The sequence below is a fragment of the Heyndrickxia oleronia genome, assembly GCF_017809215.1.
Lineage (GTDB): Bacteria > Bacillota > Bacilli > Bacillales > Bacillaceae_C > Heyndrickxia > Heyndrickxia oleronia.
The window spans coordinates 1,336,919-1,355,550 of the sequence record NZ_CP065424.1; the positions used below are offsets into that span (position 1 = coordinate 1,336,919).

Below are 18,632 nucleotides of genomic sequence, written 5' to 3' on the forward strand. Positions count from 1 at the left end.
GAAAGAAACGTTTTGTCATTATACTTAATTAGTTTACCTGTTAATCATTTTTAGTTTATATGTTATACTACAGAAGTTAACTATGTACGATTTGTGAGGGACTATCATGGCAAAAGACTCAAAGGTTAGACAGGAGAATGGAGTAGTTCTGTCATTCATACCAACAGGAGAATATTATTTTAATAAAGGATTAAATGCATTTAATCGCCATGATTTGGCAGGAGCGAAAAAATATTTGGAGCGTGCGGTCCATTTAGATCCTTACGAACCGATGATTGCCTGTCAGCTTGGATTGGTCTATATGCAGTTAGAAGAATATCAACAATCTAATGAATTATTTAAACGTATTATTGAAGAATTGGATCCAAGTATGGCAGAGTGTTTATATTTTTTAGCAAATAACTATGCTGAGCTTGGGCTATTTAATGAAGCACATAAGCATGTGACTGCTTATTTAGAGGCCGATCCATACGGCGATTTTGTTGAAGATGCGGAAGATTTATTATATATTATTGGAACTGAAGACGAGGATGGCGAAGATTCTTTTCTTATAAAAGATGAATTGATTCTTAAGCAAGATAAAGCACGGCAATTATTAGAATCAGGCAATTTTCAAAAAGCAGTTGAAATTCTTAAGGGAGTTATTCAAGAGTTCCCAGATTTTTGGTCGGCATATAATAATTTAGCTTTAGGCTATTTCTATCTTGGCGAAATGGAGATGGCTGCCAAAGTATTAGATGATCTCCTGGTTAAAAATCCAGGTAATTTACATGGGATTTGCAATTTGGCAGTTTTTCTCTATCACCAGCGAAGAGATATTGAATTGGATGATTTGCTCAAAGGGCTAGAAAAAGTTCAACCAATACTAATAGAGCATCAGTACAAGCTTGGTGCAACATTTGCATTAATTGGAAGATATCAGCAGGCCTATCTATGGCTTAATAAGTTGAAAAAAATCGGATTTGATGGTGATTCTAGTTACTATTATTGGTTAGCCCAGTCTGCCCATTATACTGGCCATGAACAAACGGCAAAGAATGCGTGGAAACAAGTAGTGGAAATAAATCCTGAAAAGGCAGGACAAGAACCGTGGAATGACCTAGCAAAAATTGATGTAGGTTTTGAGGATCATGTCACTTCCACCATAAAAAAATTGCGTAGTGAATATATGGAGGAACGTTTATTTGGGATTTTTATTTTATCCAAATCTAAGCGTAAAGAAGAGATGATCGGACATCCTGACTTTAAATCATTAGAAGAGTTTTCTTTAACGGAAAAGGTTTATTTAGCCAATGTACTTGATTCCGAATTAAAAGATCAATTTGATCCGGATGGAGTAATATCTAAGGCACATCATGTTGCAAATATCCTCTATGAAAACCATCACCCAATTAGTGCAGTTTCATCTGGATTATTCCTAATGTGGTTTTCTATATTCCTCGAAGGGGTAAAAAGAGGACAAGAGTTTTCTAACCAACAAGCATTTGCTGCTGCAACAGAATATGTTTGGCACCAGTTAAAAAATGAGAAAAAATCACAAGCAGAAATCTCGAATAAATATAAAATATCAACATCTACTTTACAAAAGTATACAAAAGTTATCAGATCTTATTATCAGTAAGCAGATGTATGGACGGAAACGTCATTGTCTTATAGGATATAAGTAGTTAGGGAATGCTATCACCATCTATGTGTATAGGCGTGTAACTTTTATGACTAGGTCATTGCCTACATCTACTAAGTTATTGTCATTGTAAAAGGAGTGTTGATTGTGTCAGAGGAAAAAATTTATGATGTTATAATTGTTGGTGCGGGTCCTGCTGGAATGACCGCAGCTGTTTATACATCTCGTGCTAATTTGTCTACCTTAATGATTGAACGTGGAATTCCAGGAGGACAAATGGCAAATACCGAGGAAGTTGAGAACTATCCAGGATATGACCATATTCTAGGACCAGATCTTTCAAATAAAATGTTCGAGCATGCGAAGAAATTTGGAGCAGAATATGCCTATGGTGATATTAAGGAAATCATTGATGGAGAAGAATACAAAACCATTAATGCTGGTTCAAAGGAATATAAGGCGAGAGCCATTATTATTGCTACAGGTGCTGAGTATAAAAAAGTAGGTGTTCCGGGCGAGAAGGAACTAGGCGGACGTGGAGTTTCTTATTGTGCGGTTTGTGACGGTGCATTCTTTAAAAATAAAGAATTAGTCGTTATTGGTGGAGGAGATTCAGCTGTTGAAGAAGGAGTTTATTTAACTCGCTTTGCAAGCAAAGTTACCATTATTCACCGACGAGATCAGCTTCGAGCTCAAAAAATTCTTCAAGATCGAGCATTTGCAAATGAAAAGGTTGATTTCATTTGGAATCATACTTTGAAAGAAATTCATGAAGAAAATGGGAAAGTAAGCTCTGTTACATTGATTTCTACTGAAAACGGAGAAGAACAAGAATTTAAAACAGATGGTGTGTTTATTTACATTGGAATGGTTCCACTAACGAAACCATTTGCAAGCTTAGGAATTACAAATGAAGCAGGCTATATTGTAACGGACGAAAATATGGTGACAAAAATCCCTGGAATTTTTGCTGCTGGGGATGTTAGGGAAAAAACATTACGTCAAATTGTTACTGCAACAGGTGATGGCAGTATCGCAGCACAGAATGCACAGGTTTATGTAGAAGAATTAAAAGAAAAGCTTCATGTGAAAAATAACTAAAAAGTCATATTTCTGTAATGCCGTTGAAATAATCATGGGTTAAGATATAGATAGTTGAAATTGACCCCCTTTTTTTAATAATACCCCTTTTAGCACAGGTGATGCCTGTGCTTTTTTTTGCACAGGAAAAGCTTTTAAACATTGGTATGATGTAGCATATCCATCATGGGTCTTTCATTGTTAGCCATCGGGAAAGATAGTATAATATAATGAGTAGATATATGGATAAATGACTACATATTTATGATGAGTAACGAGGTGATTAATTTGCAACGTGTAACGAATTGCTTATATATAAAGGACAATAAAATTTTGCTTCTGCAAAAACCTCGTCGAAATTGGTGGGTTGCTCCAGGAGGCAAGATGGAACAAGGAGAAACCATTCGTGAATCAGTTATTCGGGAGTTTCGAGAAGAAACAGGAATTTATATAAAACAGCCCTCACTAAAAGGGATTTTTACAATTAATATAAAAGAAGGAAATGACATTATCTCGGAATGGATGATGTTCTCATTTAAAGCAACAGATGGTGATGGAACTCCTTTAGAGCGGTCTGAAGAAGGAATTCTTGAGTGGCACTCCATTGATGAAATCAATCAATTATCAATGGCAGAGGGGGATCACCATATTTTAGATTACTTAATCCATGGAAATGGAATAATTTATGGTAATTTTACTTACACCTCAGAGTTTGAATTACTATCTTATCGATTAGATCCTAGTTAATTTTTTATTACCATTTGATATAGGGGGAGAAATTTATGAGCAGTGTTCAATTAGTGATCATAACCGGGATGTCTGGCGCTGGAAAGACAGTAGCTATTCAAAGCTTTGAAGATCTTGGCTTTTTTTGTGTTGATAACTTGCCACCGACACTGCTACCAAAGTTTTTGGAATTGATGAAGGATGCGAATAATCAAATGAATAAGGTTGCGCTTGTAATGGATTTACGCGGGCGTGAATTTTTTGATCATTTATTTAAAGCATTAGATGATTTAGCTGAAACTTCTTGGGTTTCTCCACGTATACTCTTTTTAGATGCAGATGATTCTGTATTGGTTAGAAGATATAAAGAAACAAGACGGCTACATCCCTTATCTCAGACTGGCTTGCCTTTAGAAGGTATTAAACAGGAACGGACGTTGTTAGAGGAGCTTAAGGGTCGAGCACAAATTATCTTTAATACTTCAGGGATTAAACCCAAGGAGTTGCGGGAAAAAATTCTAACAGAGTTTTCCATCAACAAACAATCGACATTTACTGTTAATGTCATGTCATTTGGATTTAAGCATGGTCTTCCAATTGATGCGGATCTAGTATTTGATGTCCGCTTCTTACCAAATCCATATTATATAGAAAATATGCGTCCAAAAACAGGCTTAGATAAAGATGTATATGACTATGTTTTAAAATGGAATGAAACGAGTAAGTTTTTAGAAAAAGTGATTGATTTACTTACATTTATGCTCCCACATTATAAACGTGAGGGAAAAAGCCAGTTAGTTATTGCGATTGGGTGCACTGGTGGTCAACATCGTTCCGTAGCATTGACTGAGTATATAGCCCATCATTTTGAAAATGATTATCAGACGCGGATAACGCATCGGGATATAAAGAAAAGGAAGGAAACAACATCATGAGAATGGATGGAAAGCAGCCGCGGATTGTTGTAATCGGCGGTGGGACTGGATTATCTGTTTTATTAAGAGGTATGAAAAAATATCCAGTCGATATAACAGCGATTGTGACAGTAGCAGATGATGGGGGGAGCTCTGGACGAATTAGGGATGAAATGGATATCCCTTCTCCAGGTGATATACGAAATGTCCTCGCTGCTCTTTCAGATGTAGAACCATTAGTTGAACAAATGTTTCAGCATCGTTTTAAAACATCTAATGAACTTTCCGGGCATTCATTAGGAAATTTAATTATAGCCGCTTTGACATCTATTACTGGGGATTTTGTTCATGCTATCCAAGAGATGAGCAAAGTACTAAATGTTCATGGTAAAGTTCTGCCTGCTGCGAATCAAAGTGTGATCCTTCATGCAGAGATGGAAGATGGAACAGTTATTACTGGTGAATCACAGATTCCTTTTTCAGGAAAAAAAATAAAACGCGTGTTTTTGACACCTGATGTGATTCATCCATTATCAGAAACGGTACGTGCAATACGAAATGCCGATCTTATTATCATTGGACCAGGTAGCTTATATACTAGTATTTTACCGAATTTGCTTGTTCCAAAGCTTGGAGAAGAGGTTTGCCGTGCAAAAGCAAAAAAGGTATACATTTGCAATCTAATGACACAAGCAGGTGAAACACTTGACTTTACTGCCAGCGATCATATACAAGCCATTTATGATCATATGGGGTGTTCATTTATTGACACTGTCCTAGTGAATAACGAAGAGGTACCTCCAGAAATACAGGAGAAATATAAAGAGGAGCTTGCTAAACCAGTTGTTTTTGATGTAGATCGTCTTGAAGCAATGGGATTAGAAGTTCTCTATGATCGAATTATAACTTACCAAAATGGCTATATACGCCATGATACTGAAAAGGTTGCTAAAATTATATATTCCTTGATTGACGATCAATTAAAAGAAAAAATAAAGAGTGGAAGCTGAACGGTAATGCTTCCCCCTCCACAACATTCAGTCGAGGGTCAACTGGAGGTATAAAAATATGTCATTTGCTTCGGAAACAAAAAAAGAATTAACAAATTTACAAGTAAAAGATTGCTGTGTTCGCTCAGAGCTGTCAGCATTGATTCGTATGAACGGATCATTATCCTTTTCCAATCGAATTTTGGTCGTGAATGTTCAGACGGAAAATGCAGCAATTGCTCGAAGGATTTATACTCTAATAAAGCGCATATATGATACTCCTGTTGAATTATTAGTTAGAAAAAAAATGCGTTTAAAGAAAAACAATGTTTACATTGTTCGGATGAAAGCAAAAGCTAAGGAAATTCTAGAGGATTTAGAAATATTAGGTGAAGGTTTTACTTTTATCCATAATATTTCACCCGCTCTAATTAAGAAAAAATGTTGTAAACGTTCCTATTTACGTGGTGCATTCCTTGCAGGAGGGTCCGTAAACAATCCTGAAACTTCGTCTTATCATCTAGAGATTTTTTCATTGTATAAGGAACATAATGATTCTTTATGTGAATTAATGAACTTTTTCAATCTTAATAGTAAAACATTAGAACGAAAAAAGGGATTTATTACTTATTTAAAGGAAGCTGAAAAAATAACAGAGTTCTTAAATGTTATTGGTGCTCATAATTCATTACTTCGTTTCGAAGATGTTAGGATCGTACGGGATATGAGAAATTCGGTCAATCGACTAGTGAACTGTGAAACGGCCAATTTGAATAAAACAATTGGAGCTGCTCTCCGCCAAGTTGAAAATATTCGATTCATCGATGAAACAGTGGGTCTTCAAATATTACCAGATAAGCTACGCGAAATTGCTGAATTACGTGTTGCCTACCAGGATGTTACACTGAAGGAATTGGGCGAAATGGTCTCATCAGGGAATATTAGTAAGTCCGGTATCAATCACCGATTAAGAAAAATTGACGAAATCGCTGACAAGCTCAGAGCAGGGGAACTAGATAGAAATTCTATTTCAAAATAAATTAGGTAAAAAAAATAAATGAAGGGAGAAGAAAGAATGGTTGAGAAACAAGTAGAAATAAAACTGAAAACAGGCCTACAAGCTCGTCCAGCAGCCTTGTTTGTTCAGGAGGCAAATCGTTATTCTGCGGAAATTTTTTTAGAGAAGGATGGCAAGAAGGTAAATGCCAAAAGTATTATGGGGTTAATGAGTTTAGCAGCAGGAGTAGGTTCCGTTATTACATTAAGTGCTAATGGAAGCGACGAAAAAGAGGCTGTTGAAGGCTTAGCTAAATTTGTTGAGAACGAATAAATCATGTAATTTTCTGGTTACTAAGAGTGGGAGAACTGTATGTAAAAAAGAACTGCTACCTAGGTAGCAGTTCTTTTTTCTTTTATCTTATTTTCTTTCGTCAGAACGAGTAATAATGCTATCAATTAACCCATATTCTTTTGCCTTTTCAGCAGTCATAAAGTTATCGCGGTCTGTATCTTTTTCGATTACTTCTAATGGCTGACCTGTACGTTCAGCTAAAATTTTATTTAATTTTTCACGTAAGAACAAAATACGCTTTGCAGCAATCTCAATTTCTGTTGCCTGTCCTTGTGCACCACCAAGCGGTTGGTGAATCATAACTTCACTATTTGGAAGTGCATATCTTTTACCTTTTTCACCTGCAGCTAGTAAGAAAGCACCCATGGAAGCAGCCATACCAGTACAAATTGTTGAAACATCAGATTTAATAAATTGCATCGTATCATAGATTGCCATACCAGCCGTGATACTTCCACCAGGGCTATTAATATAAAGTGAAATATCTTTACCTGGGTTTTCTGCATCTAAAAATAAAAGCTGTGCAACAATTGAATTTGCTACATTATCATCGATAGCACTACCAAGCATGATGATACGATCCTTTAATAATCTTGAATAAATATCATATGCTCGTTCTCCACGATTCGTTTGTTCAATAACTGTAGGAATTAAGTTCATACTTGCTCCTCCTTAACATATTCGGTATATACACCGATTGAATTCTCTTTACAAGGTTTTTTATTTAAAAGCCTAAAGGAAAATTTTCCTTATTTAATGTTATCATACACTGATGGTCAATAAAGGTCAAACAATTCACTTTTAATTTTATAAACTTTTTTACACTCTAAACATATTAACCAAATTAAAAGTTTTTAAACCATTTGAAAATATAAAAAAACCTCTTGTTCTCATCAGAACAAGAGGTTTCTTACGCCCTCGGAGGGAATCGAACCCCCATTTTAAGAACCGGAATCTCACGTGCTATCCGTTGCACCACGAGGGCATGTTTAGAACCGTACGAAATAAAATTATAAATGAGAAACACTGAAAATGCAACACTTTTTTCCAATCCCTTTCTATTTAAAATTCAGTATCTCGTCTTAATCTATTTTTCACAAATTTGGTCCTTCTATAGAGGTTGCATCACTATACTCAGTGAAATGAAGAGAGTTCGTGGTCTTCAGCCGATAGTTATTAGTTCAAAGAGTCTTAACTAAAGAGATGATAAAGAAGGGATTTTACATTTATTATGTACGGAGAATATATTGTAAGGTAAAATAATAAAAAAAGGAACAAACGGAGGGGAATTGCTTGAATTTACAATTCGGATTATATCAACAACAATCTTTGAAATTAACAATGACACAAGAATTGAAACAAGCTATCGAACTTCTACAATACTCTTCTCAAGAGCTAGTCTCTTTTCTGGAAGAAAAGGCTATCGAAAATCCTTTGATACAATTAGAGCATACAAATGTAAAATATATAGATTTGCATTCGGATGGATCCAAAAAAAGAAAATCATACAAAAATGAGCGCGACTATAAACAATGGATTGATCAAATCTCTCAGTCATCTATCAATCTACAAGACTATTTATTTATGCAGCTTTCTTTGAAAACGCTAACAAATAGTGAAAAAGCTGTATTATCCTATCTCATTTACAATCTTGACTCAAATGGCTATCTAACTGTTCCAATTGAGGAAGTGGCTAAAAAGAATGATGTAGAGCTGGTAGTTGTGAACCGTTGCCTGGATATACTACATGGTTTAGAACCTGTCGGAGTCGGTGCACGAAATTTACAGGAGTGCTTATTACTACAGGTTAATCAAAAAAAAGATTGCCCAACCCTAGTTAATACCATTCTTACTCAATACTTTTTGGAGTTTGCTGATCGAAAATGGAAACCGCTTTCCAAGCAGCTTGGAGTGGAAATTAATGAGATACAATGGGCTGCTGACTATATCAAAACATTAAATCCACGACCAGGAGCAGCTTATCACTCGGAAAAGGCGCAATATATCGTGCCGGATTTAATTGTAACGCTTGAGAATGATACGATCGAATTAGATCTGTTCCAGAAACATCTTCCAAATGTGCAATTTCAAAAAGACTATTATAAAATGATGTCATCCTATAAGGATCAACAAGTGAAACATTTTTTAAAGGAAAAAACACAAGATTATCAATGGATTATGAGAAGCCTTCAACAACGGAAAGAAACACTTTTGAAAGTAGGAATGGCGATTATTCAAAAGCAGTATGATTTCTTTTTAAAGGGACCGGAATATTTAAAACCTTTAACGATGAAAGAGATATCTGAAGAAATTAATGTGCATGAATCAACAGTTAGCCGTTCAGTAAGAGAAAAATTTATTCAAACACCATTTGGGACATATGAATTACGGTACTTTTTCTCAACTAGTATAATGAAATCTAATTCAATTGATGAGGTGGACCAGGCATCTGCTCAACAAGTTAAAATGCGCATATCCCATTTGATAGAACATGAAAATAAATTAAAACCATTATCTGATCAAGGAATTGCAGATGATTTAAAAAATGAAGGGATCATCATCTCTCGTAGAACAGTAGCAAAGTATCGAGATCAATTAAACATTCCATCCTCTTCAAAAAGAAAGCGATTTGCATAATATAAGGAGAATCGATATGGATCAAGTAATATTTTACACAAGAAATCAATGCCAGCTCTGTAAAGAAGCCATGCAATTATTGACCATCTTACAAAGTGAATTTTCTTTTGAAATAATTGAGAAGAATATTGATGAAAGTGATGAGTTGACCGAGAAGTACGGCTTAATGATTCCAGTCATTGAAATGAATAATGAGATCATTCAATATGGCCAGATTGATTATTTTACCTTACAAAGCTTTTTAAAAAAATAAATAAGTCAATTTGGTTGAATTCCTGTTTTTACCCTGCTAAAATAAAAAATGTAGCAAGGGTAAATTTTTTTTATATCAGTCGGGACATAATATGTCTACGTGGGACGATAAGTGACCCGTGATATTTCTTGAAGGGATTAAAACGATGTATACATTAATAGAGCTTCAAAAAAAATTATTACCTGATATGCTCTCTGTTATGCAAAAACGTTTCCAAATTCTTCGCTCTATTCATTTTATGGAGCCTGTGGGAAGAAGAACATTAGCACAAGTATTGGGCTTTTCGGAACGCGTTTTACGTAGTGAAGTAGAATTTCTCAATGAACAAAAGCTCATTACAATTAAAACGAATGGAATGTCTGTTTCGGAACAGGGTCTTTCCGTACTCGAAGGTTTATCTGGAATGATGAGAGAGATTTCAGGCATCAATGAGATGGAAGAAAAGCTAAAAGAATTATTGAACCTTCAAGAAGTGGTTATTGTCCCTGGCGATAGTGATGAAACCCCTTGGGTAAAACAGGAACTTGGTAGAGCATGTGCAAAAAGAATGAAGAAGCGCCTTGTAGGAAAAAATACGATTGCTGTTGCAGGTGGTAGTACAATGGCAGCTGTCGCAGATATGATATCTGCTGATTTTATTGGTGATTCCGATACTGTTTTCGTACCAGCTAGAGGTGGAATTGGAGAAGATGTCAAAAATGAGGCAAATTCTGTGTGTGCCAAAATGGCGGAAAACACAGGTGCAAAACACCGTGTCCTGTATGTTCCTGATCAAGTAAGTAAAGAAGTATATCAGTCCTTTATTAAAGAACCCATTATAAAAGAGGTACTCCATTTAATTAAAAATGCAGACATGGTTTTACATGGAATTGGAGATGCTAATGTAATGGCTAAGCGTAGAAACACAAAGGAAGAAGATATGAAACTAATTACAAATGGACATGCGGTTGGAGAAGCCTTCGGTTACTATTTCAATGAAGCTGGTCAAGTAGTACATAAAGTACCTACTGTTGGCCTTCAATTACAAGACTTACAGAAAATTAAACATGTCATAGCCGTGGCTGGTGGATCTTCTAAAGCGAAAGCAATAAAAGCTTGTATGAAAAGTGCAACAAAATCTACTGTCCTGATTACCGATGAAGGTGCTGCAACAAAAATGATTGGTTATTAGTTTCAAAAGGAAGATTCTTTTTGAAATTATATAAATTATAAAAGATATCCTAAGGAGGAAATATAAATGACTGTAAAAGTTGGTATCAATGGTTTTGGTCGTATTGGTCGTAATGTATTTCGTGCTGCATTAAATAATCCTGAGGTTGAAGTGGTAGCTGTTAATGATTTAACAGATGCGAATATGCTCGCTCATCTTTTAAAATATGATACTGTTCATGGAACACTTGAGCAAGATGTAACTGTTGACGGAGATAGCCTTGTTGTAGGCGGACATAAAGTAAAAGTTTTAGCTGAACGTGACCCAGCTCAACTTGGTTGGGGAGATCTTGGAGTAGATATCGTTGTAGAATCTACTGGTCGCTTCACAAAACGTGCAGATGCTGCTAAACATTTAGAAGCTGGTGCAAAAAAAGTTATTATCTCTGCTCCTGCAACAGATGAAGATATTACAATTGTAATGGGTGTTAACGAAGATAAATATGATGCTGCTAATCATAATGTTATCTCTAACGCTTCTTGTACAACAAACTGCTTAGCACCATTTGCAAAAGTACTAAATGAAAAATTTGGTATTAAACGTGGTATGATGACAACTGTTCACTCATATACAAATGATCAACAAATTCTTGATTTACCACATAAAGACTATCGTCGTGCACGTGCAGCAGCAGAAAATATGATTCCAACAACTACAGGTGCTGCAAAAGCTGTTGCTTTAGTTTTACCTGAATTAAAAGGGAAATTAAACGGTATGGCAATGCGTGTACCTACTTCAAACGTATCAGTTGTCGATCTAGTTGCTGAATTAGATAAAAATGTAACTGCTGAAGAGGTTAATGCAGCATTAAAAGAAGCTGCAGAAGGTGAATTAAAAGGAATTCTTGCATACAGTGATCTTCCACTTGTATCTCGTGATTACAATGGTGCAAAAGAATCATCAACTGTAGATGGTTTATCTACAATGGTATTAGAAGATAATATGGTAAAAGTTCTTTCATGGTATGACAATGAAACTGGTTATTCAAACCGTGTAGTAGACTTAGCTGCTTACATTGCAAAAAAAGGTTTGTAATATAATTTAAAATTTCATTTTTAATTCGATGAATGTAATGGTATATTTTTCTTGAACCATTTTTACTTGGAAAGCACAAGCTAACCTGTAGAAATGGACAAAGGGGAGTGGGGAACAATCCCCCCTCCCTTTTTACATAGGCTATTTAGTATTTAGTTTAAAACTTTTGCTAATATGCCTGTACATAATTGTGTTACTAAAGGAGGTCATAACGGATGAATAAGAAGACAATTAAAGATATTGATTTGCGTGGAAAACGTGTATTTTGCCGGGTTGACTTTAATGTCCCGCTTCAAAATGGAAACGTAACAGATGATACGCGAATCCGTGCAGCATTACCAACTATTCAGTACTTAATAGATCAGGGAGCTAAGGTAATTTTAGCTAGCCATTTAGGACGTCCCAAAGGCCAAGTAGTGGAAGAATTAAGACTTACACCTGTTGCCAAAAGATTAAGTGAGTTATTGAAAAAGGATATTCGTAAATCAAACGAGGCTTACGGTGAAATTGCAAAGGCAGAAATTGATCAATTAAATGATGGTGATGTTGTCTTACTTGAAAATGTTCGTTTTTATCCTGGAGAGGAAAAAAATGACCCGGAATTAGCGAAGAACTTTGCAGATTTAGCTGATATTTATGTGAATGATGCATTTGGTGCAGCACACCGCGCCCATGCTTCAACAGAAGGAATTGCGAAATTTTTACCAGCTGTTGCAGGTTTCTTAATGGAAAAGGAACTAGAAGTTCTCGGGAAAGCACTTTCTAATCCAGAACGTCCTTTTACAGCAATTATTGGTGGGGCAAAAGTAAAAGATAAAATTGGTGTCATTGATAACTTACTAGAGAAAGTCGATAACTTGATTATCGGTGGTGGTCTAGCTTATACGTTTGTTAAAGCAAAGGGTTATGAAATCGGAAAATCTTTATTAGAAGAAGATAAGATTGATCTGGCAAAATCATTTATGGAAAAAGCAGAACAAAAAAATGTGAAATTCTATATGCCTGTAGATGTAGTTGTAGCGGATGATTTTTCAGATTCAGCTAATAAAAAGGTTGTTTCCATTGATGAAATTCCAGCTGATTGGGAAGCTCTTGATATAGGACCAAAAACAATTGAACTTTATCGTGATGTGGTTCGTGAGTCCAAACTTGTCATTTGGAACGGACCTATGGGAGTATTTGAATTAGATTCCTTTGCGAATGGTACTAAGGGTGTAGCAGCTGCTTTAGCAGAAGCACCAAATACATATTCTGTAATTGGTGGAGGAGATTCTGCTGCAGCTGTAGAGAAATTCAATCTAGCAGATAAAATGAGTCATATTTCAACTGGTGGTGGAGCTTCTTTAGAATTTATGGAAGGTAAAACATTACCAGGTGTTGCTGCGTTAAACGATAAATAAGCAATCGTTGAAAAGAGAAAGGATGTTATTCATGCGTAAACCGATTATTGCCGGTAACTGGAAGATGCATAAAACAATGTCTGAAGCAAAATCATTTGCTGAAGCAGTTTCAGGCTTAGTTCCAAATAAAAACGTCGTTGATTCTGTTATTTGTGCACCAGCTCTATTTTTAGATCGATTAGTAGAATCTACGAATCAGTCTGATGTTGCCATTGGTGCTCAAAATATGCACTTTGAAGAAAGTGGAGCATTTACAGGAGAAATTAGTCCAAAAGCTCTTCAAGATTTACATGTAGATTATGTCATTCTTGGTCACTCAGAGCGTCGAGAAATGTTTAATGAAACAGATGAAGCGGTAAATAAAAAAGTACTAGCTGCATTTAAATACAATCTAACTCCAATCGTATGTGTAGGGGAAACTCTTGAACAAAGAGAAAACAATGAAACAATGGATTTTGTTGCTTCACAAGTGAAAAACGCATTAGTTGGATTGACTGAGGATCAAGTGAAACAAACAGTGATTGCATATGAACCAATCTGGGCAATTGGAACAGGAAAATCTTCTACTGCAGAAGATGCAAATGAAGTTTGCTCACATATCCGCAAAGTTGTTGAACAACAATTTTCAAAAGAAGCTGCTGATTCTGTACGTATTCAATATGGTGGTAGTGTAAAACCAACGAATATTAAAGAATATATGGCACAGTCTGATATTGATGGAGCATTAGTTGGCGGTGCAAGTTTAGAGCCACAAAGCTTTTTACAACTACTGGAGGCGGTAAGCCATGAGTAAATCTCCTGTAGCCCTAATTATTTTGGATGGGTTTGGTTTGCGTGAGGAAACAAAGGGAAATGCGGTTATTCAAGCTAAAAAGCCGAACTTTGATCGATTTTGGGCAAATTATCCTCACAATACATTAACTGCGAGTGGTGAGGCAGTTGGATTACCTGAGGGTCAAATGGGAAACTCTGAGGTAGGACATTTAAATATCGGTGCTGGTCGTATCGTTTATCAAAGTTTAACAAGGGTAAATGTATCAATTCGCGAAGGAGATTTTGTGAAAAATGAAACCTTCCTTCAAGCCATTGAAAATGTGAAAAAGAATGGAACTAGTCTCCATCTATTTGGACTTTTATCTGATGGGGGTGTACACAGTCATATCAATCATCTATTCGCATTATTAAAACTAGCAGCAAGTGAAGGCGTGAAAAAGGTGTATGTCCACGCTTTCCTTGATGGTCGTGATGTTGGTCCACAAACTGCTGAAAAATATATAAAAGAAACACAAAAAGTAATGGATGAACTAGGGGTCGGTGAATTTGCTACGATTTCTGGTCGTTATTATTCAATGGACCGTGATAAGCGTTGGGAACGTGTAGAGAAATCGTATCGCGCAATGGTTTATGGAGAAGGTCCAACGTATACAGATCCATTAAAGCTTGTAGAGGATTCATATTCTCATGGTATCTATGATGAATTCGTTATTCCTTCTGTTATCACAAAAGAAAATGGTGAGCCTGTAGCAACAATTAAAGATAAGGACTCAGTCATCTTCTATAATTTTAGACCAGACCGTGCAATACAAATTTCTAACACGTTTACGAATAAAGATTTTCGTTCATTTGATCGCGGTCCAAAGCATCCAAAAGATTTATTTTTTGTTTGTTTAACTCATTTTTCAGAAACTGTAGATGGATATGTTGCTTTTAAACCTGTAAACTTGGATAATACACTTGGTGAAGTTTTATCACAAAACGGTTTAAAACAATTACGTATAGCAGAAACAGAGAAATATCCACATGTTACCTTCTTTATGAGTGGGGGACGTGAAGCTGAATTTCCTGGCGAAACACGAATATTAATTAATTCACCAAAGGTAGCTACCTATGATTTAAAACCGGAAATGAGTGCTTATGAAGTTACAGATGCATTATTAAAAGAAATTCAAGATGATAAACAAGATGCGATCATTCTTAACTTTGCCAATCCAGATATGGTTGGGCACTCAGGAATGCTAGAGCCAACAATAAAAGCGATAGAAACAGTAGATGAATGTCTTGGTAAGATTGTTGATCTCATTATCGAAAAGGGTGGTACAGCAATTATTACTGCTGATCACGGGAATGCCGATGAAGTGATCACTCTCGAAGGTCAACCAATGACAGCTCATACTACCAACCCGGTTCCAGTTATCGTAACGAAAAAAGGAATAGAACTTCGAGATGGCGGGATATTAGGCGACCTTGCTCCGACCATGCTTGATCTACTTGGTGTAAAACAGCCTGAAGAAATGACAGGTAAAACGATTATTAAACATTAAATTATTTACTTAGTCTAAGTTATAAAAAACAAGAATTAACTTATCAAAATTTATTGAAAAGAATAGGAGAATAAAATATGCCACATATTACTGAAGTATACGCACGCGAAGTATTGGATTCACGCGGTAATCCAACTGTAGAAGTAGAAGTTTACACAGCATCAGGTGCATTTGGACGCGCCTTAGTACCAAGTGGAGCATCAACTGGTGAATATGAAGCAGTTGAACTTCGTGACGGTGATAAGAGCCGTTATTTAGGAAAAGGTGTTCAAACTGCTGTTAAAAATGTTAACGAAATTATTGCTGAAGAATTAATCGGTTATGACGTTACAGAGCAAGTAGTTATTGATAAACTTCTTATTGAACTAGATGGTACTGAAAACAAAGGTAAGCTTGGCGCAAATGCTATTTTAGGTGTATCTATGGCGGTAGCTCGTGCAGCAGCTGATTTCTTAGGCATTGAGCTTTATGAATACCTTGGAGGATTTAACTCTAAGCAACTTCCAGTACCAATGATGAACATCGTCAATGGTGGAGAACATGCAGATAACAATGTGGATATTCAAGAATTTATGATTATGCCTGTTGGTGCACCAACATTCAAGGAAGCATTACGTATGGGTGCTGAAATTTTCCATAATCTTAAAGCGGTTCTTAAATCAAAAGGTTTAAATACAGCAGTTGGTGATGAAGGTGGTTTCGCTCCTAACTTAAAATCAAATGAAGAAGCCCTTCAAACAATTATCGAGGCAATCGAGAAAGCTGGTTACAAGCCAGGAGAAGAAGTTATGCTTGCAATGGATGCTGCATCTTCCGAATTCTATAATAAAGAAGACGGTAAATATCATTTATCAGGTGAAGGTGTTGTCCGTACATCTGCTGAAATGGTGGATTGGTATGAAGAGCTTACTTCTAAATATCCAATCATCTCAATCGAAGATGGTTTAGATGAAAATGACTGGGAAGGTCATAAGCTTCTAACTGAACGTATCGGTAAAAAAGTTCAACTTGTTGGTGACGATTTATTCGTAACGAATACAAAGAAACTTTATGAAGGAATCAAACAAGGTGTTGGCAATGCAATCTTAATTAAAGTTAACCAAATTGGTACACTAACAGAAACTTTCGATGCCATTGAAATGGCAAAACGTGCAGGCTACACAGCAATCATCTCACACCGTTCTGGTGAAACAGAAGATACAACTATTGCTGACATTGCTGTTGCAACAAACGCTGGTCAAATTAAAACTGGTGCACCATCTCGTACAGACCGTGTTGCAAAATACAACCAATTACTTCGTATTGAAGATCAATTAGCTGATACAGCTCAATATCTAGGAAAAGATACATTCTACAATTTAAAAAAATAATTGTTAGTTAAAGATGCCGGCTGCTTGCCGGCTTTTTTTACTAGGTAAGACAATATATATTCCCTTTTTTATGGGAAATCTGGTGTTGAAAATATTTCGTGCGAATGATATAGAAATTCATGCGAATCCAGCGTAAGATCGTGCGAATCGTGTAGGAATTTGTGCGAATCAAGCAATATAATTAGTATTCGTGCCAAACAAGGTCCGTTTCGTGCGAATAACGGAAATTTCATGCGAATTTCATCCTTATTTGTGCGAACTCTATACCTATCGCAAATCATTTTGCCTTTTTTTAGTGATAGACACCATTTTTGGTTCTTGTCACCAAATATCGTTGTGTACAAGTTGAAAGTATGGTACAGTAAAGTTACGTTTATTTGTTCGATATGGAGGTGGGCTTCGTGCACGCATTGTTTATGACATTATTAATCGTTGATGCGATTGCATTAATTATTGTTGTACTTTTACAGTCAGGAAAAAGTGCAGGTTTATCAGGAGCGATTTCTGGTGGTGCAGAACAGCTATTTGGAAAGCAAAAAGCTCGTGGAATGGATTTAGTATTACATCGAATTACAGTAGTTCTTGCAGTATTATTTATTTTATTAGCATTAGCTGTTTCATATTTCGGAATTTAAACACCTGACTGACCGATGGTTGGTCAGGTTTTTTATCGTTTATTATCATCTACATTTTAGAAATGAAATGTGACGAAAACTCCGGGTGAACTTCTGAATCGAGCGGAAAAAGGGACGAGGTGTGAGAAAACGTAAGTGTTATTCTCGCAGGAACAGAAAAATGGAAGATACGACAAAATCATCTGTAATCAATAGATATTATAAACGATCTAATGATTTAGGTTTTTGTTTTTAAACATTCCTTCATAAACAAGCAGTAATTTCTGGAATGTTTGAAAAGAGTCTGTTAAAACTAAGATACAAAGTCTTTTTTAAAGGAGTAAGCATCATGAAAATTGTACCACCAAAGCCATTTACATTCGAAGCAGGAAAACGAGCGGTATTACTACTACATGGATTTACAGGTAGTTCTGCTGATGTTCGTATGCTTGGAAGATTTCTTGAAAAAAAGGGCTATACCACACATGCCCCAATTTATAAAGGACATGGAGTACCACCTGAAGAATTAGTTCATACTGGTCCCAATGATTGGTGGCAGGATGTAATGACAGGTTATGAGCATTTAAAAAATAAAGGGTATGATGAAATCGCTGTTGCTGGTTTATCACTAGGTGGGGTATTTTCTTTAAAATTAGGTTACACTGTACCTGTAAAGGGAATAATTCCTATGTGTGCCCCTATGTATATAAAAAGTGAAGAAACGATGTATGACGGTATAATTGATTACGCTAAACAATATAAAAAGTTTGAAGGAAAAACTGATAGCCAAATTGAGACAGAAATAGAAGAGTTTAAGAAAACACCGATGAAAACCTTAAAAGCTCTTCAAGAATTAATTGGAGAAGTTCGTGATAATGTGGATATGATCTATTCTCCAACCTTCGTCGTACAAGCTAGAAATGATGAAATGATTAACACGGATAGTGCGAATATTATCTATAATAGTGTTGAATCCGATCAAAAAAAGATTAAATGGTATGAAGAATCAGGGCATGTGATTACATTAGACAAAGAAAAAGAACAACTTCACGAAGATATTTATGAATATCTAGAGCAATTAGATTGGTCTGAATAAGGAGGGATGATT

At 35.9% G+C, this 18,632-nt stretch carries 18 protein-coding genes and 1 tRNA gene; 17 read left to right on the top strand and 2 right to left on the bottom strand.

Annotation, left to right across the window (positions count from 1 at the left end; all coding sequences use genetic code 11):
- The first annotated feature begins 106 nt into the window (after positions 1-106).
- The 7 genes from I5818_RS06645 (at position 107) to I5818_RS06675 (ending at position 6,663) form a co-directional block, all read left to right on the top strand.
- Entirely contained in the window at positions 107-1,621 is a 1,515-nt protein-coding gene (locus I5818_RS06645; protein WP_058002868.1) for a tetratricopeptide repeat protein, read from the top strand.
- 150 nt (positions 1,622-1,771) lie between these two features.
- The gene (gene trxB / locus I5818_RS06650; RefSeq protein WP_058002867.1) at positions 1,772-2,725 is read left to right on the top strand and encodes a thioredoxin-disulfide reductase; all 954 of its coding nucleotides are present in this window, start codon (positions 1,772-1,774) and stop codon (positions 2,723-2,725) included.
- Between the two features lie 267 nt (positions 2,726-2,992).
- Complete coding sequence (locus I5818_RS06655) at positions 2,993-3,451, top strand: NUDIX hydrolase (protein WP_071977023.1); 459 nt, start codon at positions 2,993-2,995, stop codon at positions 3,449-3,451.
- A gap of 35 nt (positions 3,452-3,486) precedes the next feature.
- Entirely contained in the window at positions 3,487-4,365 is an 879-nt protein-coding gene (rapZ, locus tag I5818_RS06660; RefSeq protein ID WP_058002865.1) for an RNase adapter RapZ, read from the top strand.
- Positions 4,362-5,354 (top strand): gluconeogenesis factor YvcK family protein, encoded by a 993-nt coding sequence (locus I5818_RS06665; protein ID WP_078109968.1) that lies wholly within the window; start codon positions 4,362-4,364, stop codon positions 5,352-5,354. The genes rapZ and I5818_RS06665 overlap by 4 nt, the downstream gene beginning before the upstream one ends.
- Before the next feature lie 58 nt (positions 5,355-5,412).
- Positions 5,413-6,372 (top strand): DNA-binding protein WhiA, encoded by a 960-nt coding sequence (gene whiA, locus I5818_RS06670; protein ID WP_058002863.1) that lies wholly within the window; start codon positions 5,413-5,415, stop codon positions 6,370-6,372.
- A 36-nt stretch (positions 6,373-6,408) separates the two neighbouring features.
- On the top strand, positions 6,409-6,663 hold the full coding sequence (locus tag I5818_RS06675; protein WP_071977021.1) for an HPr family phosphocarrier protein: 255 nt from the start codon (positions 6,409-6,411) through the stop codon (positions 6,661-6,663).
- A gap of 87 nt (positions 6,664-6,750) precedes the next feature.
- Here the strand turns inward: I5818_RS06675 and clpP are convergent, their stop codons facing one another.
- Entirely contained in the window at positions 6,751-7,344 is a 594-nt protein-coding gene (gene clpP, locus I5818_RS06680) for an ATP-dependent Clp endopeptidase proteolytic subunit ClpP (protein ID WP_058002861.1), read from the bottom strand.
- A 253-nt stretch (positions 7,345-7,597) separates the two neighbouring features.
- Positions 7,598-7,669 (bottom strand) — tRNA-Arg (locus tag I5818_RS06685).
- A gap of 308 nt (positions 7,670-7,977) precedes the next feature.
- Between I5818_RS06685 and rpoN the strand changes: the two genes are divergently transcribed.
- The 10 genes from rpoN to I5818_RS06735 all read left to right on the top strand — a co-directional run bounded on the left by rpoN (position 7,978) and on the right by I5818_RS06735 (position 18,620).
- On the top strand, positions 7,978-9,321 hold the full coding sequence (gene rpoN / locus I5818_RS06690) for an RNA polymerase factor sigma-54 (RefSeq protein ID WP_078109969.1): 1,344 nt from the start codon (positions 7,978-7,980) through the stop codon (positions 9,319-9,321).
- 16 nt (positions 9,322-9,337) lie between these two features.
- Positions 9,338-9,574: a glutaredoxin family protein gene (locus I5818_RS06695; protein ID WP_058002859.1), complete on the top strand. Its 237-nt coding sequence runs from the start codon at positions 9,338-9,340 to the stop codon at positions 9,572-9,574.
- Positions 9,575-9,719: 145 nt separating this feature from the next.
- The gene (locus tag I5818_RS06700; protein ID WP_058002858.1) at positions 9,720-10,745 is read left to right on the top strand and encodes a sugar-binding transcriptional regulator; all 1,026 of its coding nucleotides are present in this window, start codon (positions 9,720-9,722) and stop codon (positions 10,743-10,745) included.
- A 66-nt stretch (positions 10,746-10,811) separates the two neighbouring features.
- Positions 10,812-11,819, top strand: coding sequence for a type I glyceraldehyde-3-phosphate dehydrogenase (gene gap / locus I5818_RS06705; RefSeq protein ID WP_071976498.1), 1,008 nt, complete (start codon positions 10,812-10,814; stop codon positions 11,817-11,819).
- Positions 11,820-12,034: 215 nt separating this feature from the next.
- Complete coding sequence (locus I5818_RS06710) at positions 12,035-13,219, top strand: phosphoglycerate kinase (protein WP_058002856.1); 1,185 nt, start codon at positions 12,035-12,037, stop codon at positions 13,217-13,219.
- Between the two features lie 31 nt (positions 13,220-13,250).
- Positions 13,251-14,012 carry a triose-phosphate isomerase gene (gene tpiA, locus I5818_RS06715; RefSeq protein ID WP_071976496.1) on the top strand — a complete coding sequence of 254 codons (762 nt, stop codon included), beginning with the start codon at positions 13,251-13,253 and terminating at the stop codon, positions 14,010-14,012.
- Positions 14,005-15,540, top strand: a complete 1,536-nt coding sequence (gene gpmI / locus I5818_RS06720) for a 2,3-bisphosphoglycerate-independent phosphoglycerate mutase (RefSeq protein WP_078109970.1) — start codon at positions 14,005-14,007, stop codon at positions 15,538-15,540. The genes tpiA and gpmI overlap by 8 nt, the downstream gene beginning before the upstream one ends.
- 77 nt (positions 15,541-15,617) lie before the next feature.
- A complete protein-coding gene (gene eno, locus I5818_RS06725) occupies positions 15,618-16,910 on the top strand; it encodes a phosphopyruvate hydratase (protein WP_078109971.1) in 1,293 nt (430 codons plus the stop codon).
- Positions 16,911-17,311: 401 nt separating this feature from the next.
- Positions 17,312-17,545, top strand: a complete 234-nt coding sequence (gene secG / locus I5818_RS06730) for a preprotein translocase subunit SecG (RefSeq protein ID WP_058002851.1) — start codon at positions 17,312-17,314, stop codon at positions 17,543-17,545.
- Positions 17,546-17,873: 328 nt separating this feature from the next.
- On the top strand, positions 17,874-18,620 hold the full coding sequence (locus I5818_RS06735) for an alpha/beta hydrolase (protein ID WP_078109972.1): 747 nt from the start codon (positions 17,874-17,876) through the stop codon (positions 18,618-18,620).
- Positions 18,621-18,632 lie beyond the last annotated feature (12 nt).